General features: G+C 49.8%; 12 protein-coding genes. 4 read left to right on the top strand and 8 right to left on the bottom strand.

The genetic code is table 11. The annotated features are described in order from the left end of the window. Positions 1-104: 104 nt before the first annotated feature. A complete protein-coding gene (locus R0134_RS06005; protein WP_319783911.1) occupies positions 105-737 on the bottom strand; it encodes a TetR/AcrR family transcriptional regulator in 633 nt (210 codons plus the stop codon). A 301-nt stretch (positions 738-1,038) separates the two neighbouring features. Here R0134_RS06005 and R0134_RS06000 point away from each other — a divergent pair, with 301 nt between their 5' ends. Next, on the top strand, positions 1,039-1,197 hold the full coding sequence (locus R0134_RS06000; protein ID WP_319783910.1) for a DUF2496 domain-containing protein: 159 nt from the start codon (positions 1,039-1,041) through the stop codon (positions 1,195-1,197). A gap of 193 nt (positions 1,198-1,390) precedes the next feature. Here the strand turns inward: R0134_RS06000 and speA are convergent, their stop codons facing one another. The 3 genes from speA to folE all read right to left on the bottom strand — a co-directional run bounded on the left by speA (position 1,391) and on the right by folE (position 4,752). After that, on the bottom strand, positions 1,391-3,295 hold the full coding sequence (speA, locus tag R0134_RS05995) for a biosynthetic arginine decarboxylase (protein WP_319783909.1): 1,905 nt from the start codon (positions 3,293-3,295) through the stop codon (positions 1,391-1,393). A 372-nt stretch (positions 3,296-3,667) separates the two neighbouring features. After that, complete coding sequence (locus R0134_RS05990) at positions 3,668-3,946, bottom strand: SelT/SelW/SelH family protein (protein WP_319783908.1); 279 nt, start codon at positions 3,944-3,946, stop codon at positions 3,668-3,670. Positions 3,947-4,095: 149 nt separating this feature from the next. Then, positions 4,096-4,752, bottom strand: a complete 657-nt coding sequence (folE, locus tag R0134_RS05985; protein WP_319783907.1) for a GTP cyclohydrolase I FolE — start codon at positions 4,750-4,752, stop codon at positions 4,096-4,098. A gap of 257 nt (positions 4,753-5,009) precedes the next feature. Here folE and glp point away from each other — a divergent pair, with 257 nt between their 5' ends. Further along, positions 5,010-6,251, top strand: a complete 1,242-nt coding sequence (glp, locus tag R0134_RS05980; RefSeq protein ID WP_319783906.1) for a gephyrin-like molybdotransferase Glp — start codon at positions 5,010-5,012, stop codon at positions 6,249-6,251. 480 nt (positions 6,252-6,731) lie between these two features. Here glp and queE read toward each other — a convergent pair whose 3' ends face one another. The 4 genes from queE to ppsA all read right to left on the bottom strand — a co-directional run bounded on the left by queE (position 6,732) and on the right by ppsA (position 11,140). Beyond that, positions 6,732-7,541 carry a 7-carboxy-7-deazaguanine synthase QueE gene (gene queE / locus R0134_RS05975; RefSeq protein ID WP_319783905.1) on the bottom strand — a complete coding sequence of 270 codons (810 nt, stop codon included), beginning with the start codon at positions 7,539-7,541 and terminating at the stop codon, positions 6,732-6,734. Continuing rightward, entirely contained in the window at positions 7,538-7,894 is a 357-nt protein-coding gene (queD, locus tag R0134_RS05970) for a 6-carboxytetrahydropterin synthase QueD (protein WP_319783904.1), read from the bottom strand. The genes queE and queD overlap by 4 nt, the downstream gene beginning before the upstream one ends. Next, the gene (gene queC, locus R0134_RS05965; protein WP_319783903.1) at positions 7,894-8,616 is read right to left on the bottom strand and encodes a 7-cyano-7-deazaguanine synthase QueC; all 723 of its coding nucleotides are present in this window, start codon (positions 8,614-8,616) and stop codon (positions 7,894-7,896) included. The genes queD and queC overlap by 1 nt, the downstream gene beginning before the upstream one ends. A 184-nt stretch (positions 8,617-8,800) precedes the next feature. Beyond that, positions 8,801-11,140, bottom strand: coding sequence for a phosphoenolpyruvate synthase (gene ppsA, locus R0134_RS05960; protein WP_413641451.1), 2,340 nt, complete (start codon positions 11,138-11,140; stop codon positions 8,801-8,803). A 270-nt stretch (positions 11,141-11,410) separates the two neighbouring features. Here ppsA and R0134_RS05955 point away from each other — a divergent pair, with 270 nt between their 5' ends. Beyond that, positions 11,411-12,223: a pyruvate, water dikinase regulatory protein gene (locus R0134_RS05955; RefSeq protein ID WP_319783901.1), complete on the top strand. Its 813-nt coding sequence runs from the start codon at positions 11,411-11,413 to the stop codon at positions 12,221-12,223. A gap of 349 nt (positions 12,224-12,572) precedes the next feature. Then, positions 12,573-13,997 (top strand): nucleobase:cation symporter-2 family protein, encoded by a 1,425-nt coding sequence (locus tag R0134_RS05950; protein WP_319783900.1) that lies wholly within the window; start codon positions 12,573-12,575, stop codon positions 13,995-13,997. Positions 13,998-14,158: the final 161 nt, after the last annotated feature.

Genomic DNA, 14,158 nt, shown 5'->3' with positions numbered 1-14,158 from the left:
CAAGTGGACATTCAATTAGGTCAGACAGTCAGTTATGTAATTTGGCTGCTAGGCAACTTGGCAACTTGGCAACTAAAAAAGTTATCTGCTAGGCAATTTATCTACTAAACCAGAGTTTCGGCGCCCACACCACTGGCCAGATACGGGATCAATCGGCGTACCAGTCCTTCCACGTCTATCTCTTCATTAAAATCATTTTTCGCAATGTCGCGCAGCGCCTCACTCGAGGCCATGGTGAATACCACTGTGCCTAAGGTAAAATGCAGTCGCCAAAAAACTTCAGCTTTAGAGAGATGAGGCGCGGCCTTTTGAATAGCTTGGGTAAAGTGCGCTAATACTTCGCCATAATGATTAACGATAAACCAGCGTAAAAAGCCTTGGTTATCAATATAACCGCGGCCTAGCAGCTGTAAGAAAAGCTCGGGCCCTTGACGTCTCACACTGCTCAAGCTTAACAAGGGTGCTACAAAACACTCAAACACTTGCGGTAAGGTTAACGTCGGCTGACTTAACAGCTGACTTAATTCTGCATCCACCTTGGGCATAAACAGCGCCAAGTAGCGATTCATCACGGCTTTGATCAAGTCTTTTTTTGAGCCGAAGTGATAATTAACCGACGCCAAGTTTACCCCTGCCGTGCTGGTAATTTGGCGCAACGAAGTGTCGTTAAATCCCAGCTCGGCAAACAGCAGCTCGGCGGTGTTCAGAATTTTTTGTTTGGTCTCAAGTTTGGCCACAGGCACCTCGTATTAAACATCTGTTTAAAATTTACGTTTCAACACCCATTACTGTCAAGTAAAAAGCCGTTTTGTGCCTCATTGAGAGAAAGTTAAGATTAATAGTGTGAAGGCGGGAACCTTTTCCCTATTGTTGCCTCCAATGTAATGCCACTGTAATTAAGTACTAAAGTCTTCGCCCAGCTCAGCTGGGCCTTTTTTTGCCTAAATTTAATAGCCAGTGAAGGATGAAGGGAAGACTAGCTTGTCCGCTTCACTCTTTACCCCTTACACTTCACGCTATTTAAAATGGGAATGAACAATGAGCTTGAATGAGGCACCGGAGGAGGTCACGCTGGCCGTAGACTTGATTGAACTATTAGAAGTAAATCAGGTGGCACCTGAGCTGGCAGTGAAAGCGCTACGGCTAGTGACCGCTGATTTTGAGCGTAAGTTGGCGGCTAAACCAAGTGAAGGGTGAATGGTAAGGCGTGAGGGGCAAGACACAGCTCCGTGCCGGTTGTCGCTATTAGTTAGATCGCTAGATCTAAAAACCCCCGAGCTGCATGCAACTCGGGGGTTTATTGTTAACGCAAAGCCGTATTTAACGCCTCACCATTTACGCCTCACACCTCACGGTACTTATTATTTACCGCGGCCTAAAGGGCCAGATCTTAGCGCTCTTCTTCAAGGTAGGTATAACCTTCAAGACCGGCGGTGAGTTCGGCCAGCATCATGGTGCGTGTTTCTTCATCCAGATGCGGCTGGCTCAGCAAGGTTTCGTAGCGGGCGGTGATCACAGAGGGGTCTATGTCCACGTAACGCAGCATATCGGCCACGGTACTGCCGGCTTTCACATCACTGATGATGGTCTTGCCATGGGCATCTACGGACACTTCTGCGCTGTGAGTATCGCCAAATAAGTTATGCATATCGCCCAAAATTTCTTGATAGGCTCCCACTAAGAAAAAGCCCAAATATTGCGGCTGACCCGGCACAAACTCAGGCATCGGCAGTGTAGTTTCTACGCCTTGGCCGTCTACGTATTGATCGATGGCACCGTCTGAATCACAGGTGATATCTAACACTACCACACGACGCGTCGGCTCTCTATCTAAGCCATCGAGCGGCAATACTGGGAATATTTGGTCAATACCCCAGGCATCCGGCAAGGATTGAAACAAAGAGAAGTTGACGAAACATTTATCAGCGAGCTTCTCATTCAGCTCATCAATAATCGGACGGTGCGAACGGTTCGCAGGGCTCAGCTCCGTCTTAATGCCAAGGCAAATATTTAAATGCATCTCTTCGGCCCAGGCTCTGTCTTCTAGCGTGATCAGGCCCATATTGTATTGCTGATGCACATCCGCAAGCTCAGCCACCGTATCGTGGTAAATTTCCAGCAAAGGCGGGTCGACTCGACATAAGCCTTCCCAGGTTTCCCAAATATTATGCAACAGCATGGCCGCATCCGCATCCGGCGCCTTAGGCGTTTGCGGCTTGGCGGACTCTATACTGATCACATCCGAGATTAACACCGCATGGTGCGCGGTAATGGCGCGCCCAGACTCACTGATGATCAACGGGTGAGGCAAGTCATATTCACGACACACATCGCCAATGCCCCACACCACGTTGTTGGCATATTCACGCATACTGTAGTTCGCTGAGCAGGAGCTTTGTGAACGCGTGCCTTCATAGTCCACGCCCAAGCCACCGCCCACATCCACGATATGAATGGGCACGTTTAAGCGACGCAATTCACCGTAAAAGCGGCCGCATTCGCGCACGCCTTTTTGAATATCACGAATATTGGCGATTTGTGAGCCCAAGTGGAAGTGCAACAATTGCAGCCAATGTAAACAATCTGCATCACGAAGCTGCTTGACCAAACCCAGCACGTGTGCAGCACTTAAGCCAAACTTCGACTTTTCACCGCCGCTCGACTGCCACTTACCGGCACTTTGTGACGCTAAGCGCGCGCGCACACCCAAGCGAGGTTCCACATCGATACGCTTGGCTTCTTCGATCACCATGGCGAGCTCAGACAACTTCTCGATCACGATATAGACCTGATGGCCCATTTTGGTGCCAAGCAGCGCCAAGCGAATATATTCTTTGTCTTTATAGCCATTACAGACAATCACCGACTCAGTCTCGTGACTGTGCGCCAGTACTGCCAACAATTCTGGCTTAGATCCGGCTTCTAATCCTAAGCGCGGCTTGTCTTTGTAGGCCTTGGTCACCGCATCCAGCACGCCGCGCTGTTGGTTAACCTTAATCGGATATACGGTGAGGTAATCGCCCTCATAACCGTAATCGGCGATGGCGGCATTAAAGGCATTAAACAGCGCATCGATGCGGCTTTTAATAATATCGGGAAAGCGTAATAGCACAGGCGTGGCGTAACCTTCAGCCTTGAGCTCAGCTATCACATCGGCCAGCACGACTTTGGCATCTGGACGAGACTTATCAGGGGTAACCACCACCTGGCCTTGCTCATCAAGATGAAAGAAACCATCACCCCAATAAGGCAGGTTGTACACTTTTAGCGCGTCATTTGCGGACCAGTCGGCCATATTCTTTGTCCCCTTTTTTGGGTCAGGGTATAGTGAACCGGATCTTGGAGTGATCCGGTACGATAAGATTGTGACGCTTAACAACAGCAAGCGTTCCGTTTAACAGCCGCAGGGTGGTAACGAGCACTCACCACTCAAGGCCATGCGGCAAACAGAGACAGTAAAGTTTACACATCGCCAAGGACGCTGACCAGTCATGCGCTTATTGATGACGTGATTTTACAGTCCGGTTCGCAAAGCCGCCATTCATTGAGCGGTATTTGCTGTTCACTCCCAAAGGGGCTGATATATCAATTTTGAAAGGTATTTTGCTCTGCAAAACCGGCCGGCTAAAGCGGCCTCTACCACAGACCGCTCCCCAAAAGGGTCGGATTAAAGCTTGCGCTCGCTGTGCCCTAAATCGCGCTGGGGTGCTATGTGGTCGCGCAGTCGCTGCTTAATTTCTTTCGCTTCCGGAAAGCCTTCATCAAGCACACGACACCAAATCAGCTGGCCATCCACTAAGATTTGAAACTGGCCTTTTTCACCGGGTATTAAGGCCACCTCGCCAACTTCATCAGTAAAGGTCGACAATATTTCTTGTGCCAGCCACGCCGAGCGCAGTAGCCAACGGCATAAAGAGCAATAGCGAATTTCAACTCTTGGCTTCATGATGTTTCCCTTTGAAAACGGCCGTGCGCCTTACGCTGTAAGTTCAACATTAACTGCGAGATCCTGACTTTCGTCAGGAAGACGGCTTAAAGACGGTGTTCTTTTTGACTTACGGCGTACAGCGTATAGCTTACCGCTTCCCCAAGGGGTTAGCGCACTATGCCACTCAAAAACTCGTGGCGAGTTTCGGCGCGGCTCTTAAAAATACCGCCCAGCGAGGTGGTAGTAGTGCTACTGGTAGCGTCCATTACGCCGCGCGCCTTCACACAATAGTGGGTGGCGCTAATGCTCACGGCTACATCATCAGACTCAAGCAAGGTTTGCAGCGCCACTAATATCTGTTGCGTCAGGCGCTCTTGTACCTGCGGCCGGCGAGCAAAAAACTGCACGATGCGGTTGATCTTCGACAAGCCGATCACCTTGCTGCGCGGGATATAGGCCACGGTGGCCTTGCCATCTATAGTTACAAAATGATGTTCACAGGTGCTGGTCAAGGTAATGTCGCGCACCTGCACCATTTCATCGACTTTCATCTTATTGTCGATCATGGTGATTTTAGGGAAGTAGCTATAATCTAAACCAGAAAAGATTTCGCGCACATACATCTTAGCGATGCGCTGTGGAGTGTCGGCTAGACTGTCATCAGCTAAATCTAACCCCAGCACGTCCATCATTTCGGTCATTAATTCCGTAATACGGGCTTGTTTATCGTCCGCGGTCAGGTTATTACCTTTCATCGGTGTTTCTAAACCACGTTCTTCGAGGGCGGATCGCACCCGAATAGCGGCATCGCTCAAAGCAGTCATGGTAGTCTCCGGGGAGCAATCAATTAAGAGTTAGGCTGGCAGAATGGTAGTGCATTTACCGCTCAGAGTGAATGCTTGATTTTGGGCGCAATGGCGCTAAGGGCGTGACAAATTATTTTAAACTGAAACAATGCCCTATTGAAATCCAAAACAAGCGTCTATTTTACAGACCAAATAAGGGCTTACTTTACCCCATTTAATGGCCTTAATGTTTTATCTCCTGTTTGCCGCATGTCCTTACTAAAGGGAAGCTTTATATGACAACTATCGATCACTGTAATCAACCGGGTTTGCGCCCCTACCTTGATGCCAAGCAAGAGATGCTCAATCAGTTAGATAAGGTGAGCAAGTGCGAACTGGTCGGTCTTGAACAGCTATTAAATCGTATTTTAGCTGACGATATTCACTCCCCTATTGATGTGCCCTCCTTTGCCAACTCGGCCATGGACGGTTATGCCCTTAGCGCCAACACTGTAGTCGCTGACACACCTTTAACCCTGATTGGCACCAGCCTTGCGGGTCATCCTTTTACCGGCCGCGTGGCCGCGGGTGAATGCGTGCGCATCATGACTGGAGCCGCACTGCCACTGGGGGCTGACTCTGTGGTGATGCAAGAAAATTGCGACCTTGATGCACATTTAGTGTCTGTGTCTGGCACTGTCACGCCGGGGCAAAACGTGCGTTTTCCGGCTGAAGACTTAGCCCAAGGCGAACTGGTATTTAGCGCCGGCACGCGCATTAACGCCCGCGTATTGGCGGTATTGTCGTCGCTGGGACTTGAGCAGTTATATGTCTATCGCCCATTAACCGTGGCCTTGCTCTCTACCGGCGATGAGCTAAAAACCCCTGGGCAATTACTTGGTCCGGGTGATATTTACGACTCCAATCGCATCGCCCTGCGTGCCATGCTGAAGAGCTTAGACATTAAGGTCATCGATTACGGCATTATCAAAGACGATCCTGAGCTTATTCGCCAAGCGCTGGTAAAAGCCGCAACTGAAGCGGACGCCATTATTACCTCAGGCGGCGTATCTGTGGGGGATGCTGACTACATCAAGCAGATATTAGAAGAAGTAGGTCGTATTGGCTTTTGGAAGCTGGCCATAAAGCCTGGCAAACCCTTTGCATTTGGCCACATTAACGACTGCCCCTTCTTTGGTTTACCGGGCAATCCGGTCTCTGCCGCCGTCACCTTTCATTTATTAGTGCGCCCAGCTCTGGCAAAGCTTGCCGGTGAAACCTTGGCCGCACCTGTAACCTTGCAAGCCAAGACACTGATGGCGTTTAAGAAAAGCCCGGGCCGTATGGACTTTCAACGCGCCATTGTCAGCACTCAAGCCGATGGCAGCTTAGGCGTGATCGCCGCCGGCGCCCAAAGCTCAGGGGTATTTAGCGCCATGGCCCAGGCCAACTGCTTATTGCGCCTTGAACAAGACCGCGGCGACGTAGCCGAGGGCGAACTCGTCACCCTAGAGCTGATTGATGGTTTGTATTGGTAAAAGCAGTGCCGAGCGCCAAACCACAAATAAATACAACTATTTATTAAGTTTGGCGCTCGGTGCTCGACGCTATATTGTAGGCGCCAATTTATTCGGCGCGGTTTGGTGTTATCGGCAACAAGATAGTGTTATTCAAAAGCCAAACCGTGGCGAACAAGTTGCCACACTACAAAACACCTGCCTCTTGTAAGCTCGGCGCTGGGTGCTCGACGCTATATTGTAGGCGCCAATTTATTCGGCGCGGTTTGGTGTTATCGGTCACAAGATAGTGTTACTCAAAAGCCAAACCGTGGCGAAACAAGTGGCCACACTACAAAAAACCGGCTTCTTGCTTAGCTCGACGCTATATTGTAGGCGCCAATTTATTCGGCGCGGTTTGGTGTTATCGGTAACAAGATAGTGTTACTCAAAAGCCAAACCGTGGCGGAACAAGTGGCCACACTACAAAACACCGGCTTCTTGCTTAGCTTGGCGCTATCGTTAAACCCCCCGCTCGTTATTCCAGATCAACACATGCAATTGCGGCAACACGCGGGCGTTAAACCAGCGGTCTGCCGTTACCTTGTCTACCAGCCAGCGTAAGCGGGCGTTTAAGCTTTCAATATCGGTTTCCATGTCCGGTTGCTCAGGCGTGGCCGGTGCTAAATTACAGGGCTGCAAGGTCAGCGACAGTTGCGGATAGCGAGCGGCGAACTCTTTAGCCCACTGATAATCTGCGTCATCGCTAATCACCAACTTTAAGCTTACTTGGGTGCGCTCACCCGCAGCAGCCAAGCACTCGGCAAAGCGTGCACGGTTAAATGACATGCCTGAGGAAGGCGGTTTAGGGCTCAATGTTAAGTTATCCAACAACCCAAACCAGTGCTGCGCCTTGCTGCCTTGGGTTTCAATGGCAAAGGTATAGCCTTGCTGTTGGCCAAGCTGGATAAGCTCGCCTAAGGGTTGCAACGCTGGATTACCGCCTGACAGCGTCACTAATAGCGGCTGATTGCCACTCAAACGTGCAATCTCTGCCATCACCGCTTGCGCGCTCATCAGTGCCCAATCGGCCTTAAAACGCGGCTCTACTGCATATAAGGTGTCGCACCAACTACAGCGAAAATCACAGCCGCCGGTACGTACAAATACCGTAGGTACGCCGATTAAGGCGCCCTCGCCTTGAATAGTGGGCCCAAATATTTCGCTGATGGCAATTAACGGCGGCGTGCCGCTATCTTGGCCGGTATAGCTGTCTTGGTCGGTACTGCTATCTTGATTGATAGTGGTCGTTAGACTGGTCACCTTGCTCATGGTCGATACTCCGCCCAGGTTTTGGGCGTTTCCGATACCAGTACCGCACTCACCTCGGGCCAACAGCCACGCGCCCAATCAAACAAGTGGCGAGCCAAGCGCTCGGCCGTGGTGCACTCGTCACCTAATACCTCGTTCAGGTGGCGGTGATCAAAAGTGTCATCGAGGTAGTCTTTAAAGGCTTTTAGCTCATGATAATCACGCACAAAACCAAACTCATTGAGCGTCTCACTGCAAAGTTCAATCACCACTATATAGTTATGGCCGTGCAGGCGCGCACAAGGGTGACCGTCTGGCATCTGCTTAAGCTGATGGGAAGCCGAAAAGTGAAACTCTTTTTTAATGCGATACATTAGTCATCCGCCTTAGCCACGTTAGCCACGTTAGCCACGTTAGCCACGGCACTTTGCCAAAATTGGGTGTCGAGATAAGGCGTGGGATCTATAATACCGGCCAAGGTCATGGCCTCAATGCGCTCCACACAAGTGCCACAACGGCCACAATGCAGCTCGCCGCCTTCGTAGCAAGACCAAGTATCGGCAATCGGCACATTAAAACGCGCCGCATCTCGGGCAATTTCGGTTTTATCGCTGTGTACATAAGGGGCAAACAAGCCCACCTCGGCCACGCCGTCCAGCGCTTGGGCCTGCATCTTCGCAAACAGACGAATAAAGTCGGGTCGACAATCCGGATAGATAAAGTGATCGCCGCCGTGCACCGCCAGCGCTACTGTATCTAAGCCACGGCTGGCCGCCACGCCAAAGGCGATGGTCAACATAATGGCATTACGATTGGGCACCACGGTCAGCTTCATGTTTTCTTCGCTGTAGTGACCGTGCGGAACATCAATGTCGTCGGTGAGTGCGGAGGATAATTGGCGGCCAATATGACCGATATCCATCACCAAATGGGGCACTTTTAATTGTTGGGCACACAGGCGTGCGGCATCAATTTCTTTTTTATGGCGCTGGCCATAATCGAAGGTCAGTAAGGCACTTAAGGCGCCTTCACTGGCCAAACGATAGGCAAGCGTGACGGAGTCAAATCCGCCGGAGCAGATCAGTAGTGTATTCATCAAATTGTGTCCTTGTTTTTTCCGGGTAGGCTGCGACCGGCATACATAAAATCAGTGTTTTTAACGAGTGTTCTTTGAAATCAGTGCTATTAAAGCGAGGCTATTCTAGCGCTCAGGCGCGCCAGCGCAAATAAAAAGGGCGCACTGGGCGCCCTTTGTTGCATTTTAATACAGTATTAGGAGCTTACTTGTTGGCGTGCTCGGCCAAATACAACCAAGTATCGATCACCGTATCTGGGTTCAGCGAGACAGAGTCTATACCCTGCTCCACCAGCCAAGCGGCAAAATCTTTATGATCTGACGGTCCTTGGCCACAAATACCTACGTATTTTCCGGCCTTGTGCGCCGCTTTAATCGCCATCGACAACAGCGCTTTAACCGCTTCGTCGCGCTCATCAAAGGATGCCGCTACGAGTCCAGAGTCTCTGTCTAAGCCCAGCGCCAGCTGTGTCATGTCGTTGGAGCCAATCGAGAAACCATCGAAATACGCCAAAAACTTATCAGCTAACAGCGCGTTAGACGGCAATTCGCACATCATAATGACTTTAAGACCCGCTTCACCACGCTTGAGGCCGTTCTCCGCCAAAATATCAATCACAGAGGCCGCTTCGCTTAAGGTGCGCACGAAGGGGATCATGATCTCTACGTTGGTTAAGCCCATGTCGTTGCGCACCCGTTTCATGGCTTCGCATTCCATGGCAAAGCAGTCACGAAAATCTTCAGAGATATAGCGCGACGCACCGCGAAAGCCCAACATAGGGTTTTCTTCATCCGGTTCGTAGGCATCACCGCCCAACAGGTTGGCGTATTCGTTAGACTTAAAGTCCGACATGCGCACTATCACCCGCTCCGGCCAAAAGGCTGAGGCCAAAGTGGCAATGCCTTCGGTCAGTTTGGCGACGAAGAACTCACGGGGATTATCGTAACCGGCAATAATATCGTCAATCTGCTGCTGCAGTTTCGGGCTTTCTTGCTCGTAATTAAGCAACGCCTTAGGATGCACGCCTATCATGCGGTTAATAATAAATTCCAACCGCGCCAAGCCCACGCCCGCATTAGGCAATTGCGCAAAGTCAAAGGCGCGGTCTGGATTACCCACGTTCATCATCACCTTTACCGGTGACGGTGGCATAGCGCCGACTTCTGAGATGTTAACCTTGAAATCAAGCTGGCCCTGATACACAAAGCCGGTATCGCCCTCGGCACAGGACACGGTAATCTCTTGGCCCTCGGCAATGCGCTTAGTGGCATCACCACAACCCACTACCGCAGGAATACCTAACTCACGAGCAATAATGGCCGCGTGACAAGTGCGCCCGCCTCTATTGGTGACGATGGCCGAGGCGCGCTTCATGATGGGCTCCCAATCTGGGTCCGTCATGTCGGTAACTAATACGTCACCGGGCTTCACTTCATCCATCTGTGCCAGTGACGAAATCACCTTGGCCGGACCGGCACCAATTTTATGACCAATGGCACGGCCTTCGACGATGACTTCGCCTTGCTCACTCAGCGCAAAGCGCTCTAATACATTGCTATCTTGGCGGCTGCGTACGGTTTCGGGACGCGCTTGTACTATGTACAACTGGCCATCTAGGCCGTCTTTCGCCCATTCGATGTCCATAGGTCGACCGTAATGCTGCTCAATGATCACCGCTTGCTTGGCCAACTCCATCACTTCAAAATCGGTTAAGGAGAACTGATTGCGCTCTTCTTTGCTAGTTTCTTTAATGTCCACTTGCTGGCCTAAGTCTTTGCCGTCTGCATAAATCATTTTTTGCAGCTTAGAGCCCAAGGTTTTGCGCACTACAGCGGGGCGACCAGCTTTAAGGGTAGGTTTGTGCACGTAAAATTCATCGGGGTTTACCGCACCCTGCACTATCATTTCGCCCAAACCGGTAGATGAAGTGATAAACACCACTTGATCGAAGCCCGACTCGGTATCAATAGTAAACATCACACCGGACGCTGCTATGTCTGAGCGCACCATGCGCTGCACACCGGCAGATAAGGCCACCCCTTTATGCTCGTAGCCTTGATGCACGCGATAAGAAATAGCACGGTCATTAAACAGTGAAGCAAACACGTGCTTAATGGACTCCATGACTGAGTCTAAGCCGCGTACGTTTAAGAAGGTTTCTTGTTGGCCGGCAAAGGAGGCGTCCGGCATGTCTTCGGCCGTGGCTGAAGAGCGCACTGCAAACGAAGCTTCGTCGCCCGCCTTGCCGGTCAGCTTAGAGTAAGCCTCGGCAATCGCTTGCTCAAGTGCGGGTTGAAATGGAGTGTCGATGATCCATTGGCGAATACTTTGCCCCGCCTGACCAAGAGCGGCGATATTGTCCACATCTAGGGTATCGAGCAGGTCATGAATTTTAGCGTTAAGGCCACTTTGCTCTAAAAACTCGTTAAAGGCGTAAGCGGTGGTTGCAAAGCCACCTGGAACAGAAACACCGGCACCGGCTAATTGACTGATCATCTCGCCTAATGAGGCATTCTTGCCTCCCACTCGGTCCACATCGTGCATTCCGAGCTGTTCGTACCAAATTACATATTCCACCACGGTTACGTCTCCAACAAAAATGTACTTGAGTTATGAAAGTTATTAAGTATGCGGGTAATAGTGTTGATTGAGTACCTTAAGTTACATGACAGTTACCTGTCTTCTTGCATCACTAGTTACATAACTAGTTGCATGACTGGCTAGGCCTCACCTTGGAATGATTCTACAATGGCTGTGAAATGCAGGTAAACGCCTATCCTTTGGCAAACTACAAAAATGAGACCTGGAGGCCTAATGCACACAGTTTTTTATGTTTCTGATGGGACGGCGATCACAGCCGAAGTTTTTGGTCATGCGGTACTCAGTCAGTTTCCGCTGCCCTTTGAGCAAGTCACCATGCCTTTTGTCGGTGATACAGACAAAGCACAAGCGGTGAAAGCCAAAATTGATGCCTGCTTTACAGAAAGTGGTAAGCGTCCATTAGTGTTTCACACTATAGTGGACACACAATTACGTAACATTATCACCAGTAGCGAGGCCAAATGTTACGATTTTCTTAACACTTTTGTAGCGCCGATAGAACAACAACTGGGTATAAAAGCCGACCCGCGGGTGCATCGCACCCACGGCATGGACAATAAAAAACACTATGATACCCGCATTGACGCGGTGAACTATGCACTAGAAAACGACGATGGCATGACCACCAAAGCTTATGATGAAGCGGATATTATTTTGGTTGGCGTGTCCCGCTGTGGCAAAACGCCCACCAGTTTGTATCTTGCTTTGCAGTTTGGGATCCGGGTCGCGAACTATCCGTTTATTGATCAAGATATGGAGCAAATGGCGCTACCCAAAGCGCTGAAGGCTAATAGACACAAGCTATTTGGCCTCACTATAGACCCGCAGCGCCTACAAGAAATACGCCAACGACGCATGGCCGACAGCCGCTACTCCGCCGCTGCCCAATGCCGCTACGAGCTTAACCAAGTAGAACGACTGTTTCGCATGGAAGCCATTCCTTTTATCGACACCACTTATCATTCGGTCGAAGAAATCTCGGTAAAGATTTTGGAACGCGCCGGCATCCGCCGTCGCATCTATTAATTGCACACAAGAAAAACGCACAAAGTTTGCGATCCACCTCGAAACATTGCACACAAAAACAAACAAAATATTGCTTTGATGTTTACAAATATGTATACATTACACCTAGTGTTTAACCAAGCAATCGAACACAACGCAAGTCGCATCACAGTTGTGCGTCTGAATTCTGCCGGATTTGGTGTGTTTTCTTTGTATTTACTGTTTCTTCACTGTGGCAGTGCATACAAAGTTAACTGGTTCACTAGGGATTCCGGTTACCAATGTCATTACTGGTGGTTGTTGTTACGTTGTCGCATTCGTGCACAACAAGCTTCACCCCCACTTGAGCAAAACTCAGGGACTTAACGCAATGAAACATAGTCAAAGCAAGTCAATATTTGATTTTTACGGCAAGCCAGGTTTTGGCAAAGCACTGCCACTGTCACTGCAGCACATCTTAGCCATGATCATGGGTGCCGTTACGCCGCCTATTATCGTTGCTAAAGCTGTAGGTTTGAGTGCACCAGATGCAGCATTGCTAATCCAAGTAGCTTTGTTCTTCTCTGGTCTATCAACTTTGTTACAGCTTTACCCTATCGGTTCTATTGGCGCACGTATGCCGGTTATCTTCGGTGTAGGCTTCGCCTATATGCCGACATTGTTAGCGATTGCTAACACTGTTGATGCTAACGGCGATAAGATGTATGGCGTAGATGCCATCATGGGCGCCCAGGTCATTGGGGGTGTCGCCATGATCATCGTGGGTCTGTTCATTAAGCATATTCGCCATTTGTTCCCACCAGTAGTGGCCGGTACCGTAGTATTGGTAATTGGTTTGTCTCTGTACCACGTTGCTATTAACTACATGGCCGGTGGCTTCGGCTCTCCAGGCTACGGCAGTGGTGAAAACTGGTTAGTAGCAGGCTTGACGCTGGTAGTGGTATTAGTCTGCTCGCAGTTTGGTAAAGGCTATTTCCGCCTCGCCGCTATCATCATCGGTATTCTTGCAGGTTATGCACTGGGTGCGTTCTTTGGCATGGTGAGCTTAGACAGAGTGGCAAACGCTCAGTGGGCTTCTGTACCTATGCCATTAGCATTCGGTATTAGCTTCCCAATCGGTGCCATCATCCCTATGGTGATTATCTGTATCGTTAACTCGGTACAAACCATTGGTGATTTGTCTGCAACTGCCGTTGGTGGTATGAACCGCGAGCTACAAGACAAAGAAATGTCTGGTGGCTTAGTAGGTAACGGTATCACTACCCTGATTGGTTCTTTCTTCGGTTCACTGCCTACTTCTTCGTTCAGTCAGAACGTGGGTATCGTAGCCATGACCAAAGTAATCAGCCGTTACGTACTGGGTGTTGCTGCAGTGTTCATGGTATTGGCCGGTTTGCTGCCTAAGTTCTCTGCCATCATGCTGACTATCCCGGCTCCTGTAATTGGTGGTGCGACTATTATCGTATTCGGTATGATCACCATGACAGGTATCCAGTTGCTGGTTAAAGACGAGCTGTCTTCACGTAACGTGACTATCGCTGCTTTATCTGTTGCTCTGGCCATGGGTGTAGCTGCTGCTCCTAACGCCGTTGCTCAGTTACCAGCGATGATGAAATCACTGACTAACCCTGTGATCATCGCCGCACTGACCTCTTTCATCTTGAACATGATTCTGCCTAAGAAATCATTGCAAGACGAACAGCGTGAGCGTGAGCAAATTGAAAAAGACATGAACGGTACTTCTACCGATACCGCAAATGCTCAAAAAAAAGTAACGACTGAGGATGTTCGCTAAAAAAGGTATCTTTTAGCTTAATTAACACTCAACACTTTAAAAGCCGGTCATATGACCGGCTTTTTTATGCCTGCAATTGCTCTAAAGACGATACAGAAGACTTTGGCAGATCAGCTTTGCAGCTTGTTTTAAGACCAAAAAATAAAACTCTGGCTCAATAC

Origin of the sequence: Oceanisphaera sp. IT1-181, from assembly GCF_033807535.1 — a bacterium.
GTDB lineage: Bacteria > Pseudomonadota > Gammaproteobacteria > Enterobacterales > Aeromonadaceae > Oceanimonas.
The sequence above is the reverse complement of the archived record's forward strand: the minus strand, read 5'-3'. Positions and strand labels throughout refer to the sequence as shown.

Coding starts and splice junctions, on each gene's coding strand:
- R0134_RS06000 (WP_319783910.1), top strand. CDS start 1,039: ATGAGCTTGAATGAGGCACCGGAGGAGGTCACGCTGGCCGTAGACTTG.
- speA (WP_319783909.1), bottom strand. CDS start 3,295: ATGGCCGACTGGTCCGCAAATGACGCGCTAAAAGTGTACAACCTGCCT.
- R0134_RS05990 (WP_319783908.1), bottom strand. CDS start 3,946: ATGAAGCCAAGAGTTGAAATTCGCTATTGCTCTTTATGCCGTTGGCTA.
- folE (WP_319783907.1), bottom strand. CDS start 4,752: ATGACTGCTTTGAGCGATGCCGCTATTCGGGTGCGATCCGCCCTCGAA.
- glp (WP_319783906.1), top strand. CDS start 5,010: ATGACAACTATCGATCACTGTAATCAACCGGGTTTGCGCCCCTACCTT.
- queE (WP_319783905.1), bottom strand. CDS start 7,541: ATGAGCAAGGTGACCAGTCTAACGACCACTATCAATCAAGATAGCAGT.
- queD (WP_319783904.1), bottom strand. CDS start 7,894: ATGTATCGCATTAAAAAAGAGTTTCACTTTTCGGCTTCCCATCAGCTT.
- queC (WP_319783903.1), bottom strand. CDS start 8,616: ATGAATACACTACTGATCTGCTCCGGCGGATTTGACTCCGTCACGCTT.
- ppsA (WP_413641451.1), bottom strand. CDS start 11,140: ATGCACGATGTGGACCGAGTGGGAGGCAAGAATGCCTCATTAGGCGAG.
- R0134_RS05955 (WP_319783901.1), top strand. CDS start 11,411: ATGCACACAGTTTTTTATGTTTCTGATGGGACGGCGATCACAGCCGAA.
- R0134_RS05950 (WP_319783900.1), top strand. CDS start 12,573: ATGAAACATAGTCAAAGCAAGTCAATATTTGATTTTTACGGCAAGCCA.